Source organism: Actinocorallia herbida (assembly GCF_003751225.1).
GTDB classification, from domain to species: domain Bacteria; phylum Actinomycetota; class Actinomycetes; order Streptosporangiales; family Streptosporangiaceae; genus Actinocorallia; species Actinocorallia herbida.
In genome coordinates this window covers 9483462-9496175 of sequence record NZ_RJKE01000001.1, presented here as the reverse complement: position 1 = coordinate 9496175, position 12714 = coordinate 9483462, and the positions used below count along the sequence as shown (strand labels likewise).

The following is a 12714-nucleotide window of genomic DNA, read 5'->3' as shown; positions in this document are numbered from 1 at the left end:
ACGAGCTTCTCCCCGGAACGCTACCGATCATCTTCCCAAACCGGTTCCTGGCAGAGGAATCGGACAGGTCAGCCGGTGCGCAGCTCCATCATCATCGCCTCCACGGCGAGCAAAGGATTGACGTTGGCGGCGAGCCTCTCCCGGCATTCCATGATCGAGTCCAGGCGTCGGAGGGTGCCTTCCGGGGGCATTCGCCGGGCCTGCTGATCGAGTTCGCGGCCGCGGTCGCCGTTGACGAGCGGGATGGTCGCGCCGAACTGGAGCGCCAGGACGTCCCGGTAGAAGGAGGCGAGGTCGAGCAGCGCGCGGTCGAGCGCGTCGCGCTTCAACCGGGTCGCCCGCGACTTCTGCCGGTCCTCCAGCTCCTTCATCGCGCCCGCGGTGCCGCGCGGCATCCGCCCCTTGGCGGATTCGCCGAGCGCCTGGCGCATCGCGGAGGTCTCGGACTCGTTGAGGTCCTCGGTGATCGCCTTGGCCTCTTCCTCCGCGGTCTTCACCAGAGCCTCGGCGGCCATGACGGCGGCGCCGACCGCGGTGATCCGGGCGGGCACCGCGAGCACATCGCCGCGGCGGCCGCGGGCCGAGGCGTCGGCGGCGAGCTGCCTGGCGCGGGCGATGTCGCCCTGGGCGGCCTGGGCGCAGACCTGGGCGAGGTCGGGGTCGATCCCGTCGCGCTGGACCAGCAGCGCGGTGACGGCTTCGGCCGACGGGGTGCGCAGGGTCACCAGACGGCAGCGGGATCGGATCGTCATGACGAGGTCGTCCGGGGAGGGGGCGCACAGCAGCCACACCGTCCTGGGCGGGGGTTCCTCGATCGCCTTGAGCAGGGCGTTGGCGGCGGCCTCCGTGGCCCGGTCGGCGTCCTCGAACAGCACGATCTGCCAGCGCCCGCCGCTCGGCCTGGCGGCGGCCCGCAGCACGAGTTCGCGGGTCTCACGGACGGAGTAGGAGAGCCCCTGCGGCCGGACGACCTCCAGGTCGGCATGGGTGCCCGCGAGCACCTGGTGGCAGCCCGCGCAGTAGCCGCAGCCGGCGGGCTCGGCGGTGCACTGGAGGCCCGCGGCGAACGCGGTGGCCGCGGCCTCGCGGCCCGAGCCGGGCGGCCCGGTGAACAGCCAGGCGTGGGTCATCCCGCCCGCGCCCTCGCGCGCAGCCTCGACCGCCGTCTGGAGCTGCGCGGCGACCGGACCCTGCCCCACCAGTTCGTCGAACACCGTCACCACGCCAGGCTATTGCACCTCGCGGGCGCTCCGGGGCGGGTCGCCGAACCCGTCGGGGGCCCGGACGGCGGCCGGGCCCCTCGGCTCACGCGTCCTTGATCGCCGGGAAGGTCGAGGTGATGTCCTCGGTCGAGGCCGGGATCGGGTCGGGGAGGATCGCGCGGACGCGGGCCCGGATCTGCCGGGTGATCTCGTCCTGGTCCTGGGAGGCGTCGACGACGAGGTAGCGGTCGGGTTCGGCGTCGGCGAGGGCGCGGAACCCGCGGCGCACCCGCTCGTGGAACTCGTGCGGCTCGGACTCGATCCGGTCGGCGGGCGAGGCGAACCGGTTGAGGCCGACCGACGGGGGCACGTCGAGCAGCACGGTCAGGTGCGGGACGAGGTCGCCGGTCGCCCAGGCGTTGACGTCCCGGATCTCCTCGACGGCCTGCTCCCGCCCGTACGCCTGGTAGGCCAGGGACGAGTCGACGTACCGGTCGGTGATGACCACCGCACCGTTCTGCAGCGCGGGCCGGATCACCGCGTCGACGTGCTGGGCCCGGTCCGCGGCGTACAGCAGGGACTCGGCCCGGTCGGACAGCGCGGTGGTCTCGCGGTCCAGCAGGATCGCGCGAAGGCGCATTCCGACCTTGGTCGCGCCCGGCTCCCGGGTCGTCACCACGTCGAACCCGTGGTCGCGCAGCCAGATGGCGAGCAGCCGCGACTGGGTGGTCTTGCCCGCGCCCTCACCGCCCTCGAAGGCGATGAACAGGCCGCGCTCCCTCTTCTTGCCCGGGGTGGGCGGTACGTAGGCCACGCCCTGAAGCGCACCATAGAGATCGGCCTTCAGCGGGATGCCGCGCCGGTCGTCGGTGAGGCGGAAGGCGCCGAGCCCGGCGAGCAGCGTGACGACGGCGCCGATGAGCAGCACCTCCGCGGTGCCCTGGACGTGGTAGGTGAGGTCGCCGAGGGCGAGGGTGTGCTGTCCGAGGGCGCCGGACGCCGCGGGCGCGAGCACCGCGCTCACGGTGAGGACGACCCGGATCAGCGAGCGCAGGTAGGAGGAGGTGCGTTCGCGCAGATCGTCCCGGATCTCCGCGAGGGCGACCGCCTCGGCCGTGGCGCCCGCGACGCCCGCGCCGAACCCGACGAGCCCGGCCAGCACGAACACCGCGACGAGTTCCTGGATCAGCGCGGCGGGCACGAGGACGAACGCGGTCGCCAGCACGGCGAGGCCGAAGATCCGGCGGCGGCTCAGGTCGCGCAGGATGCGCGGGCCGAGGAACATGCCGGACGCCAGGCCGAGGAAGACCGCGGCGAAGAGCATCCCGTACCCGGCGTCCCCGGCGCCCAGCGCGTCGGCGGCCGGCCGCAGCACGCCGATCAGGAGGCCGCCCGCCAGGGACGCCCCGGCGAGCCCGACCACGAGGCCGCGGACGAGCGGGGTGCCTCCGGCGTACTTCCAGCCGTCGAGGATCCGCCCCGGAAGGGACGGCACCGAGACGGGGTACCGGGAAGCGCCGGTCTTCAGGGTGAACGCCACGACGGCCCCCACGAGGAAGACCCCTGCGGAGACGTACAGGGCCAGATCCGGCCCGGGGAGGAAGAGGTCGGCCAGCAGCGCCGTGACGGCGAACAGTACGCCCGCCACAGGGGCCGCCCCGTAGACAGTCCATACGGCGAGGCTCTTGGCCTGCGGATACAGCCGCGGAGGCACGAGGGCGGGAACCGTCGCGTCGTCGGCGGGCCTGCGCAGCAGCGAAGCCATCTCGGTGAGGAACGCCGCGGCGAACAGCCACTCAAGGCGACCCACGAAGGGGACCGACAGGAGAAGGGCGAACCTTACGACGTCCGTGGCGAGCATGACCGCACGGCGGTCGAGCCGGTCGGCGAGCGCGCCCGCGACGGGACCGAACAGCAGGACCGGCAGCAGCTTCGCGGCCAGCACGCCGCCGACCGCGTACGCCTGCGCGGCATAGGAGCCGGTCAGCGCGTGCGCGGCAGCGGTGAGAGCCAGGAGGCTCAGCCAGTCCCCCAGGCTGGACAGCGAGACCGCGATCCACAGCCGGCGGAACGGCTTGATCGACAACACGCCTGGATTGTTCATGCCAGGCAGGGTATCGGCGCCGGTGTCCCTATGCCTGCGACTTGGCCCTCGTGGTAGTGGACTTCGCCTTGGCCGTCGTCTTCGTCCCGGTCTTCGCCGTGGTCTTCGCCGCGGCGGGCGTCCGCTTCCGGGCAGGCTTGGGCCCGGCGGCGGCGACCTTCTCGCGGCGTTCCGCGAGCAGTTCCGCGGCCCGCTCGATGGTGATCGCCTCGACCTCGTCGCCCTTACGGAGCGACGCGTTGGTCTCGCCGTCGGTGACGTACGGGCCGAAGCGGCCCTCCTTGACCGTCACCGGCTGCTTGGAGACCGGGTCGTCGCCCAGCTCGCGCAGCGGCGGCGCGGCGGCCCTGCGGCCCCGCTGCTTGGGCTGCGCGTAAAGCGCCTTGGCCTCGTCGATCGTGACGGTGAAGATCTGGTCCTCGCTCGTCAGCGACCGGGAGTCCGTGCCCTTCTTCAGGTACGGGCCGAACCTGCCGTTCTGCGCGGTGACCTGCTCGCCGTCCAGATCGCCGACGACCCGGGGCAGCGACATGAGCTGGAGCGCCTGCTCCAGGGTGATCGTGTCCAGGGACATGTCCTTGAACAGCGAGCCCGTGCGCGGCTTGGGCGCGCCCGCCTTCTTGCGGCCCGACGCCGTCGTCGTCAGCTCCTCAGGCAGGATCTCGGTCACATAGGGACCGAACCGCCCGGACTTCGCGACGACCTCGAACCCCGTCTCCGGGTCGCGGCCCAGCGACCTGTCGCCGCTCGGCTGCGCGTAGAGCTCGTCGGCCTTGGCCTTGTCCAGCTCGTCGGGGGCGAGTTCCTCGGGGATGTTGACACGGACGCCGTCACGGTCGAGGTAAGGCCCGTACCTGCCTACCCGGATCATCGTGCCGGGATCGTCCTTCACCGGGAAGGACGAGATCTCCTTGGCGTCGATGTCGCCGAGGTCGCTGACCAGCTCCTTGAGCCCGTGCTCACCGTGGTAGAACCGGTCGAGCCACGGCACCCGCTCGGCCTCGCCGCGCGCGATCGAGTCGAGCGACTCCTCCATCTGCGCGGTGAAGTCGTAGTCCACGAGGTTGCCGAAGTGCTTCTCCAGCAGCTGGACGACGGCGAACGCCAGGAACGCCGGGACCAGCGCCGTGCCCTTCTTGAACACGTAGCCGCGGTCGAGAATCGTGCCGATGATCGAGGAGTAGGTCGAGGGCCGGCCGATCTCCCGGTCCTCCAGCTCCTTGATCAGCGACGCCTCGGTGTACCGGGCGGGCGCCCGGGTCGAGTGGCCCTCGGCCTCCAGCGTGTGCGGGTCGAGCACGTCGCCCTCGGTGAGGACGGGCAGGCGCGACTCCTGGTCGTCGGTGCCCGACTCCGGGTCGTCCGCGCCTTCGACGTAGGCCTTGAGGAAGCCGTGGAACGTGATCGTCCGGCCCGACGCGCCGAATTCGGCGGCCTCGCCCGTCGAGGACTCGCCGAGGATCCGCACCGAGACCGACTGGCCCGCCGCGTCCTTCATCTGGGACGCGATCGTGCGCTTCCAGATCAGCTCGTAGAGCCGGAACTGGTCACCGGTCAGCCGCGTCTCGGCGGGCGTCTGGAAGGTCTCGCCCGCAGGGCGGATCGCCTCGTGCGCCTCCTGCGCGTTCTTGACCTTCGCGGTGTAGACACGCGGCTTGTCCGGCACGTACTGCGGGCCGTACAGGGCGCTCGCCTGGGAGCGCGCGGCGGTGATCGCGGTCTGGGACAGCGTGATGCTGTCCGTACGCATGTAGGTGATGAAGCCGTTCTCGTACAGCCGCTGGGCGATCTGCATCGCGTACTTGGGCGAGAAGCCCAGCTTGCGGCTCGCCTCCTGCTGCATGGTCGTGGTCCGGAACGGCGCGTACGGCTTGCGCGTGTACGGCTTCTGCTCGACGGAGGTGACCTTGAACGGGCGGCCTTCCAGGCGCCCGGCGAGTGCCCTGGCGAACACCTCGTCGAGCTGCCGGGCGTTGCCCTTGACCTTGCCGAGGGAAGTGAAGTCCCTGCCCTGGGCGACGCGGGTGCCGTCGATGGAGACGAGCTTGGCCGTGAAGCGGTTGGGCTCTTCGTCCCGTCCGGTACCGAGATCCGCGCTGATGTCCCAGTAGTCCGCCGGGACGAACGCGATCCGCTCGCGCTCCCGCTCGACCACGAGCCGCGTGGCGACGGACTGGACCCGACCCGCCGACAGCTTCGGCATGACCTTCTTCCACAGGACCGGGCTGACCTCGTAGCCGTACAGGCGGTCGAGGATGCGGCGGGTCTCCTGGGCGTCGACGAGCTGCAGGTTGAGGTCGCGGGTGTTGGCCGCGGCGGCGCGGATCGCGTCGGGGGTGATCTCGTTGAAGACCATCCGGTGCACCGGCACCTTGGGCTTGAGCACCTCCTGGAGGTGCCAGGCGATCGCCTCGCCCTCCCGGTCCTCGTCCGTCGCCAGGAAGAGCTCGTCGGCCTCGCTGAGCAGCTTCTTCAGCTTGGCGACCTGCTGCCGCTTGTCGGCGTTGACGATGTAGACCGGCTCGAACTCGTGGTCGACGTTCACCCCGAGCCGACCCCAGGGCTCGGCCTTGTACTTCGCCGGCACCTCGGCCGCGTTCTCGGGGAGATCCCGGATGTGACCGATGCTGGACTCGACCACATAGCCATTGCCGAGGTAGCCCGCGATCTTCTTCGCCTTCGCGGGCGACTCGACGATCACCAGACGGGTGACTCCCGACCTGCTGCCGTTACTGGCTGGCACAGCTCTCCGACCTATCCGTATCGCGTCGAACGCTTCGTTTCCGACTTGACGTCACTCATGGCGCCTTCATCCCGACGGTACCCCCGATGACGCCCGTCCCCTGCCGAGCGGGGTTCCCGCCCACCACGCGACGATAAACCCTCGACAGGATGACACGCCTCAACGTCATGAGAGACCAGGCTCTTCCCGAAGGGTTCATCTCGCCGCTCCCGTCTGGCATGCTGGCAGGTGATGGTGGAGTACACCTATCTCATTCTGAATCTGCCGCGAGGGACCACGCGTGAGGCCGCCCGGCAGGTCATGACCGAGCACGCGGAATACGGCGGCTGGGAACTCCACACCGTGCGCGTCCATCGTGACGGAAGACGCAGGATCCAGCTCCGCAAGAAGATCATTCGGGCGCGCAGCACCCTGCACCAGCCGGCTTGAGTATCGGCAAAGCCACAAAGACCGACAATTTACCCGGGGGCTCCGTCCGCCCCGGGCCGCGCTCCCGGGACGGACGAAGCGTTCTCACCGGGGAGTCGCTCAGCGGCCGCCCACCGGGCCGCCCGGAATCGGCAGGGCCCCGCCGATCGGCGAGATGACCCAGGCGCCGCGTTCCGGCGCGCCGGGGGCCGAGCCCGCGGAAGAGGGCCTGGCCGGGGTCCAGCCGCTGTGCCTGCCATAGAGCCGCGGACGTTCGGGCTTCGGCTTCCAGGGCTCGATACCGGCCGCCGCGGGAGCGGACCAGGAGACCTGACGGACGGCCGGGGCCGGGGTTTCCGCGATCGGCCGGGCCACCGGTTCGCGGCAGGCCGCGGTGGCGGTGCCCAGGACGGCCACCGCGTTGCCGCAGAGGGTGGTGCCCTGCTGAGCCCCCGGGGAGCAACTCGCGGCGGCGGTGCCCAGGACGGTGATCGCGTTGCCGCAGATGGCGACGCCTTGCCCTTCCCCGGCCGGTGCGGTGGAGCAGCCTGCGACCGCGGTGCCCAGGACGGCGATGGCGTTGCCGCAGAGGCTCACGGGGGAGGCGGCGCCGGGGCCGCCGGTGCAGGTGCCGGACACGGTGCCGAGGACCGCGACGGCATTGCCGCAGACCTCGAGCACGGGAGGGGCAGCGGGAGGACACTTCCCGGGCGACTTGGTGCAATCCCGGGGCTCGGTGGTCTGGGCGTCGCCTTCGGGTGTCGCTCCGGCCTGGGGTTCCGGGTGGTGGCAGGGCGTGGCGCGGCCCGAAGGCTGGGCGCAAGGGGTCTGCGCCGGGCTCGGGGCGGGCGGGCACTCGGCGCGCGATCCGGAGCGGTGGTGGCCCGGTACCGCGCAAGGCGACGGCGCAGGGCCGCCGACGCAGTGGGCGGCCCGGCAGTCGGCCTCAGGCACCGGGTGAGGGGTCGGCACCACGGGAGCGACAGAGGCACCCGGATGACGGACCTCGCAAGGCTCCCCGCACAGGCCGGTGAGGGAGACCGGGAGAAGCGAATCCTCGGCGCCGCCCTGGCTCGTGCCAGGAGAGGCCGGGGCGGCGGCCGAGGTTCCGGGGGACCCGTCTCGCCCGGGGGTCTGGGCGGAGACGGCCGAGGGGTGCTGGAAGGCGCCCGTACCGAGCGCCAGGGCGCAGACGGTCAGGAAAACTCGGCTGACGCGCTGGGTCCGCGTACGCATGGGGCTCCCGGGAAGATCACGGATCGGATCGCGGGCCGTGCGTCCGGGCCGCCCCCGCCGTCCGGACACACGAGCTCCGCCCGTAGGGAAGGGGTGACCTCTCCCCTACGGACGGTAACGCTAGCACCACGCACTACCCATCGAGAGCCATAGAAAACATAAAAGTTATGCGTTGTCCAGGAAGCGGTCGAGAACGCGCACGCCGAACTGGAGGCCGTCGACGGGAACGCGCTCGTCGATGCCATGGAACATTCCGGAAAAATCCAGATCAGCCGGAAGGCGCAGGGGCGCGAACCCGTAGCAGCGCATTCCGAGGGTGGCGAACGACTTGGCGTCCGTGCCCGCACTGAGGCAGTACGGCACGGGGATCGCCCCCGGGTCCGCCCACGTCAGGGCCTCCTCCATCGCCCCGACGAGATTTCCCTCATATTCCGTTTCGACGGCGATGTCGTAATGCACGAATTCGCGCTCGACCTTGTCGCCGAGCAGCGCGTCGACCGTCTCGAAGAACTCCCGCTCATAACCGGGCAGAAACCGTCCGTCGATCTGCGCCTCGGCGTGCTGCGGAATGACGTTCGTCTTGTACCCGGCGTCCAGGCGGGTCGGGTTGAGGGTGCTACGGAGCGTCGCGCCGATCATCCGCGCGAGCGTCCCCAGATGCGGCAGTGACGCCTCGGGGTCCTTCGGGTCGAAGTCCACCCCGTACGCCTCGCACGCGGCCTCCAGGAACCGCCGGACGGTCGGCGTCAGCTGGAGCGGGAACTGGTACTGCCCGATCCGCGCGACGGCCTTCGCCAGCTCCGTCACCGCGTTGTCATCGTGGATCATCGACCCGTGCCCGGCCGTCCCGACGGCCTTCAACCGCATCCAGGCGAGGCCCTTCTCGGCGGTCTCGATCAAGTACAGGCGCCGGTCCCCCGGCACCGACAGGCTGAACCCGCCGACCTCGCCGACGGCCTCGGTGCAGCCCTCGAACAGGTTCGGGTGCTCGTCCACGAGGAAGTGCGCGCCGTACTTCCCGCCGGCCTCCTCGTCGGCGAGGAACGCCAGGACGATGTCCCGCTTGGGCCGCCGCCCCGTCCGCGCCCGGTCCAGCACCGACGCGAGGATCATCGCGTCCATGTCCTTCATGTCGACGGCCCCGCGCCCCCACACGCACCCGTCGGCGATCTCACCCGAGAACGGGTGGTGCGTCCAGTCCGACGCCTGCGCCGGCACCACGTCGAGATGCCCGTGCAGCAGCAGCGCGTCCCTGCTCGGCTCGGTCCCCTCGATCCGCGCCACCACACTCGTCCGCCGCTTGGCGGACTCCAGCACCGTCGTCTTGATCCCGACCCCTTCGAGCTTCTCCGCGACGTACTCCGCCGCCACCCGCTCCCCGGGCCCGTCCACCTCCCCCGTATTGGACGTGTCGATCCGGATCAGCTCCCGGCAAAGCTCGACGACCTCGTCCTCCATGGCTTCCCACCCTCCCGACTGGCACCTCCCCCCATCCTCCCAGCGCCCCCACCCCCACCGTCCACCCCCGCTCAACCCCTCATCCACCCCACCCGAAACCCCCCGATCCACCCCCTCCGAAGCCCCGTAAAGATCCGAATCGCGCCCACCCCGCCCCAGTGGTATGGTTCTTCTCGCCGCCGCGCTTACCAGCGCGGAGACACTCGTCCGGGTGGCGGAATGGCAGACGCGCTAGCTTGAGGTGCTAGTGCCCTTTACGGGGCGTGGGGGTTCAAGTCCCCCCTCGGACACCAAAGAAGACCCTGTTCGCGGGGTCTTTTTTCATGTCCGGAACGCCTTGGCGGGGACGCTGGGGGTCGGGTGGGGCCGGATTGCGGGCTGTTCGAACCGAAGCGTCCGGATGGCACTCGAATGGCGTGGCATCGCTGTGTGCGGGGTGGGGCGTCGCGCGGCGCTGTCGGTGCTCCCGCCCCCGCCGTGTGCCTGGAGGTCGAACAAGTGAACAAGACTCTGATGATCGGGATGTCGGCGGTCGCCGCCGGGGCCCTGCTGGCGTCCGGGAATCCGGCGACGGCGCAGGGGCCCGAGCCGAAGCACACGTTCACGCGGTTCCTGCCGTCGGACTTCGCCGGCGACGACCAGGTGACGCTGACCAAGGCGCTCGGGCCGGACGACGTGTGGATGTTCGTGACCGTGTACGAAGACCGCGTTCCCCGGGTGCTCGGACGGCACTGGGACGGGACGAAGTGGAACGAGGTCGTGCTCCCCGAGGGCGTCGGCTTCGTGAACGGGATCGCGGGCGGCGCCGCCGACCTGTGGATGGTCGGCGTGGGGAGCGAGAACACGACGACCTCGGACAACCTCGTCCTGCACTTCGACGGGCGGACCTGGGAGATCGTCAAGCGGATCCCGCGGTTCGACCACGCGCCGGACGGCCTCGCCGTCCTGCGCGACGGCTCCGTCCGGTTCTTCGTGGCGACGAACAAGGTCACCACCGTCTGGCGCTACGACCGCGGCACCTGGACCAGCACCACCGCCGCCAAGCGGCGCATCGCGGCCTCCACCCTGCCCAACGGCACCATCTGGGCCGTCACCCGCCCCGGGATCAGGCCGGGCCACTTCGACGGACGCACGTGGACGACGGTGAAGGCCCCGTCCCGCGCCCTCCTCGGCTGCACGAAGACCGACCCCTGTGACGGCGTCGACGCCGAGGACCTGGTCGCGCTGTCCCCGGACACCGTCGTGATGAGCGTCTCCGTCCGGCGAAAGAACGGCGGCCAGCGCTTCTCCGTCGTCCGCTGGAACGGCAAGAAGTGGAGCGTCCTGTACCGGACGGGCGCGGACTCCGTCGCGTCCCTGACCCCCGACGGCAAGGGCGGGTTCTGGGCCGTCCGGGACAAGCCCCACACCGACGTCGCGCAGCACTACACCAAGGCCGGCAAGCTCGTCTCCTACGGCTTCGACCTCCCGCGCAAGTGGCTCTCCTACGACCTGACCGTCGGCCCCGGCGGAGGCGTCATCGCCTACGGCTCCAACTTCAGGAAGGCGATGGCCTGGAAGCTCGCCAAGTAGGGCGGACGGCGAGGGATCCGGTCAGGACGACCAGGCGACATCGGCTGATGCGCCCCGCCAGGAGTGCTCCAGGAGGCGGCGCGGAAGGGCCGCCGACGGGCGGGCCGGATGCCCGGTCGGCCGCCAGAACTCGCCTTCTTGGCCTCACTCAGTGGATGGCGAAGTGGAAGCGCGACAGCTGGCGGATCTCCGAGACGAAGGTCGTCGAGAACGTCGGCCTTGGAAGGCTGGAAGCCGCCACCGCGACGCACGAGGTCACCTGGAAATGGGTCGAGGGCCACTCCGGAGTGCGACAACGAACGAGCCGATGAGCTCGCCGCGCAAGGCCGGGAGGACTCCCGGGCGGCCGTTGCAGCTCCCGAAGGATCGGCCTCGCACCGCGGACGGGCGAGGCATCCACGACCTGATCGTCGGGCAATGCGTCGAGACGCAGTGCGCTCCCGTACCGACAGGCCTCGTCGCCCGGGTCGCCATCACCGCGAGAGGCCGGAGCACGCATCGGGTATCCGACTGCCCCGGCCTCCTCGACGGGCACCGCCACGCCACCTGGCGCGGCCACGACACCCGCGAACCTGAACTCGCGCCCCTCCGCAGCGCACGGTCCAAGGGCTACGCGCCCCGCGAACGCCGTCTGCCCAACGCGTGACCGACAAGCCACGAGGGCCCGTCCAGATGGCGTCGATGCCACGATGCGGGACGGGACTTGGAATCAGGACGATCCTGGATCCCCGCGGGGTGTTCCCGGGGCCCTGGTGGATGTCGGGTCTTCTTGGGTCAGGAGCAGGGGGCGATGGTTTCGGGGGTGGGGGTGTCGGTCGGGATGTTGACTACCACGCGGCGGAATTGGAGGAGGCCGGCGGTCAGGGTGACGAAGCCCTGGGGGCCCGTTGAGGGCCTGCACGCGGCGTTGACGTAGACGCGGCGGTCCAGGCGGGTGCCGTTGCGTGTCAGGGTGAATCCCTGGTTGGGGTATTCGGTCACGCGGAAGTTGAGGGAGACGTTGTCGTCGCCGATCGTCGCGCTCACCGTGTTGTTGATGGACGGGGCGGGGAAGATCAGCGGGTCGGCCGCGCGGTAGGACAGGGTGACGTTCGTGCCGGAGCCGCTCGCGGAGCCCGTCGCGGTGTCGGCTTCGGACCGCTGGCAGTGTTGCGGCGTGGGGTTTCCCCGCCTGGTGATCAGCCAGTGCCGCGTGGTCACCCCGCCGGCCGGGCCCACGGGCCGGACGTTGGTGACCGCCTGTCCGTCCCAGTCGAACTCGACGCCCCCGGTGACCCGGTGACTGCCCTCGTAGCCGATGTGGGCGTCGCCCTGGAAGTACGACTCCTGCTTGACGAGGTCGGGGAATTTCCCGCAGTCGTCCACGAGGTCGCGCGTCGAGATCGAGTAGGGCACCACGTGGTAAGGGTCGACGACCTTGTCCGTGGGTATCCACGATTTCATTTCGAGCAGGAAGTGGTCCTTGGGCGCTTCGACCTGTGCGGTGTAGGGATTGAAGGTGCACGAGGGGACCGAAGGCGAAGTGGGGGTTCCGGAACCGGTCACGGAGACCTGGTAGACGCCGGCCTTCGCGTATTCGTGGCTGCGGGTGAACCCCTCGGACCCGTAGGAGACGTTCTCGGTCGTGCCGTCCCCCCAGTCGACGCGGGAGGTCCAGGCGCATCCTGTGCCGGACACCGTGTAGGTGATGGCGAACGTCCTGTCCTGCAGACAGATGGCACCGGGGGCGGTACAGGCCGCCGCGTTGACCGCGGCCCTGGCGGCCGGGCCCGCGGCGGCCGGGCCGGCGGACGGTTCGGCGGCCGCCGCCGGAACGGCGAATACCGGCGACACGAGGACACCGCAGATTCCGGCCGCGATCGAAGCGCGTGTGAACGCCATGGCGAGTCTCCAATGATCGGGGGGCGCCGAAGGAGCCCGAGGGACCGGCGGACCCACCGCCGAACCGACCCTTGATCTCCACGGCTCGGGCCGAGCGTAGATACCGGTGG

General features: G+C 70.7%; 9 protein-coding genes and 1 tRNA gene. 4 read left to right on the top strand and 6 right to left on the bottom strand.

Going from position 1 to position 12714, the window contains the following annotated elements; genetic code table 11:
* Positions 1-68: 68 nt before the first annotated feature.
* The 3 genes from EDD29_RS43290 to topA all read right to left on the bottom strand — a co-directional run bounded on the left by EDD29_RS43290 (position 69) and on the right by topA (position 6049).
* The gene (locus tag EDD29_RS43290) at positions 69-1220 is read right to left on the bottom strand and encodes a DNA polymerase III subunit delta' (protein WP_123671056.1); all 1152 of its coding nucleotides are present in this window, start codon (positions 1218-1220) and stop codon (positions 69-71) included.
* 85 nt (positions 1221-1305) lie between these two features.
* Positions 1306-3306 (bottom strand): dTMP kinase, encoded by a 2001-nt coding sequence (gene tmk / locus EDD29_RS43285; RefSeq protein WP_123669918.1) that lies wholly within the window; start codon positions 3304-3306, stop codon positions 1306-1308.
* A 28-nt stretch (positions 3307-3334) separates the two neighbouring features.
* The gene (gene topA / locus EDD29_RS43280) at positions 3335-6049 is read right to left on the bottom strand and encodes a type I DNA topoisomerase (RefSeq protein ID WP_246053324.1); all 2715 of its coding nucleotides are present in this window, start codon (positions 6047-6049) and stop codon (positions 3335-3337) included.
* A gap of 231 nt (positions 6050-6280) precedes the next feature.
* Between topA and EDD29_RS43275 the strand changes: the two genes are divergently transcribed.
* Entirely contained in the window at positions 6281-6478 is a 198-nt protein-coding gene (locus EDD29_RS43275) for a DUF5703 family protein (protein ID WP_123669916.1), read from the top strand.
* Between the two features lie 99 nt (positions 6479-6577).
* Here the strand turns inward: EDD29_RS43275 and EDD29_RS43270 are convergent, their stop codons facing one another.
* Both EDD29_RS43270 and EDD29_RS43265 read right to left on the bottom strand, forming a co-directional pair.
* Positions 6578-7138, bottom strand: coding sequence for a hypothetical protein (locus tag EDD29_RS43270; RefSeq protein ID WP_123669915.1), 561 nt, complete (start codon positions 7136-7138; stop codon positions 6578-6580).
* A 720-nt stretch (positions 7139-7858) separates the two neighbouring features.
* The gene (locus tag EDD29_RS43265) at positions 7859-9151 is read right to left on the bottom strand and encodes a M20/M25/M40 family metallo-hydrolase (RefSeq protein WP_123669914.1); all 1293 of its coding nucleotides are present in this window, start codon (positions 9149-9151) and stop codon (positions 7859-7861) included.
* Positions 9152-9356: 205 nt separating this feature from the next.
* Between EDD29_RS43265 and EDD29_RS43260 the strand changes: the two genes are divergently transcribed.
* The 3 genes from EDD29_RS43260 to EDD29_RS47965 all read left to right on the top strand — a co-directional run bounded on the left by EDD29_RS43260 (position 9357) and on the right by EDD29_RS47965 (position 11034).
* Positions 9357-9444, top strand: a tRNA-Leu gene (locus EDD29_RS43260).
* 205 nt (positions 9445-9649) lie between these two features.
* Positions 9650-10723, top strand: coding sequence for a hypothetical protein (locus EDD29_RS43255; RefSeq protein WP_123669913.1), 1074 nt, complete (start codon positions 9650-9652; stop codon positions 10721-10723).
* A 47-nt stretch (positions 10724-10770) separates the two neighbouring features.
* Positions 10771-11034 (top strand): RNase H family protein, encoded by a 264-nt coding sequence (locus EDD29_RS47965; RefSeq protein WP_281281008.1) that lies wholly within the window; start codon positions 10771-10773, stop codon positions 11032-11034.
* A 463-nt stretch (positions 11035-11497) separates the two neighbouring features.
* On the opposite strand, the gene EDD29_RS43245 is transcribed toward EDD29_RS47965, so the two are convergent.
* Positions 11498-12604 (bottom strand): hypothetical protein, encoded by a 1107-nt coding sequence (locus EDD29_RS43245; protein WP_123669912.1) that lies wholly within the window; start codon positions 12602-12604, stop codon positions 11498-11500.
* Positions 12605-12714 lie beyond the last annotated feature (110 nt).

What these genes read in the sequence shown, in the direction of transcription:
- tmk (WP_123669918.1), bottom strand. Translation starts at nt 3,306, where the DNA reads ATGAACAATCCAGGCGTGTTGTCGATCAAGCCGTTCCGCCGGCTGTGG.
- EDD29_RS43275 (WP_123669916.1), top strand. Translation starts at nt 6,281, where the DNA reads ATGGTGGAGTACACCTATCTCATTCTGAATCTGCCGCGAGGGACCACG.
- EDD29_RS43265 (WP_123669914.1), bottom strand. Translation starts at nt 9,151, where the DNA reads ATGGAGGACGAGGTCGTCGAGCTTTGCCGGGAGCTGATCCGGATCGAC.
- EDD29_RS47965 (WP_281281008.1), top strand. Translation starts at nt 10,771, where the DNA reads ATGCGCCCCGCCAGGAGTGCTCCAGGAGGCGGCGCGGAAGGGCCGCCG.
- EDD29_RS43245 (WP_123669912.1), bottom strand. Translation starts at nt 12,604, where the DNA reads ATGGCGTTCACACGCGCTTCGATCGCGGCCGGAATCTGCGGTGTCCTC.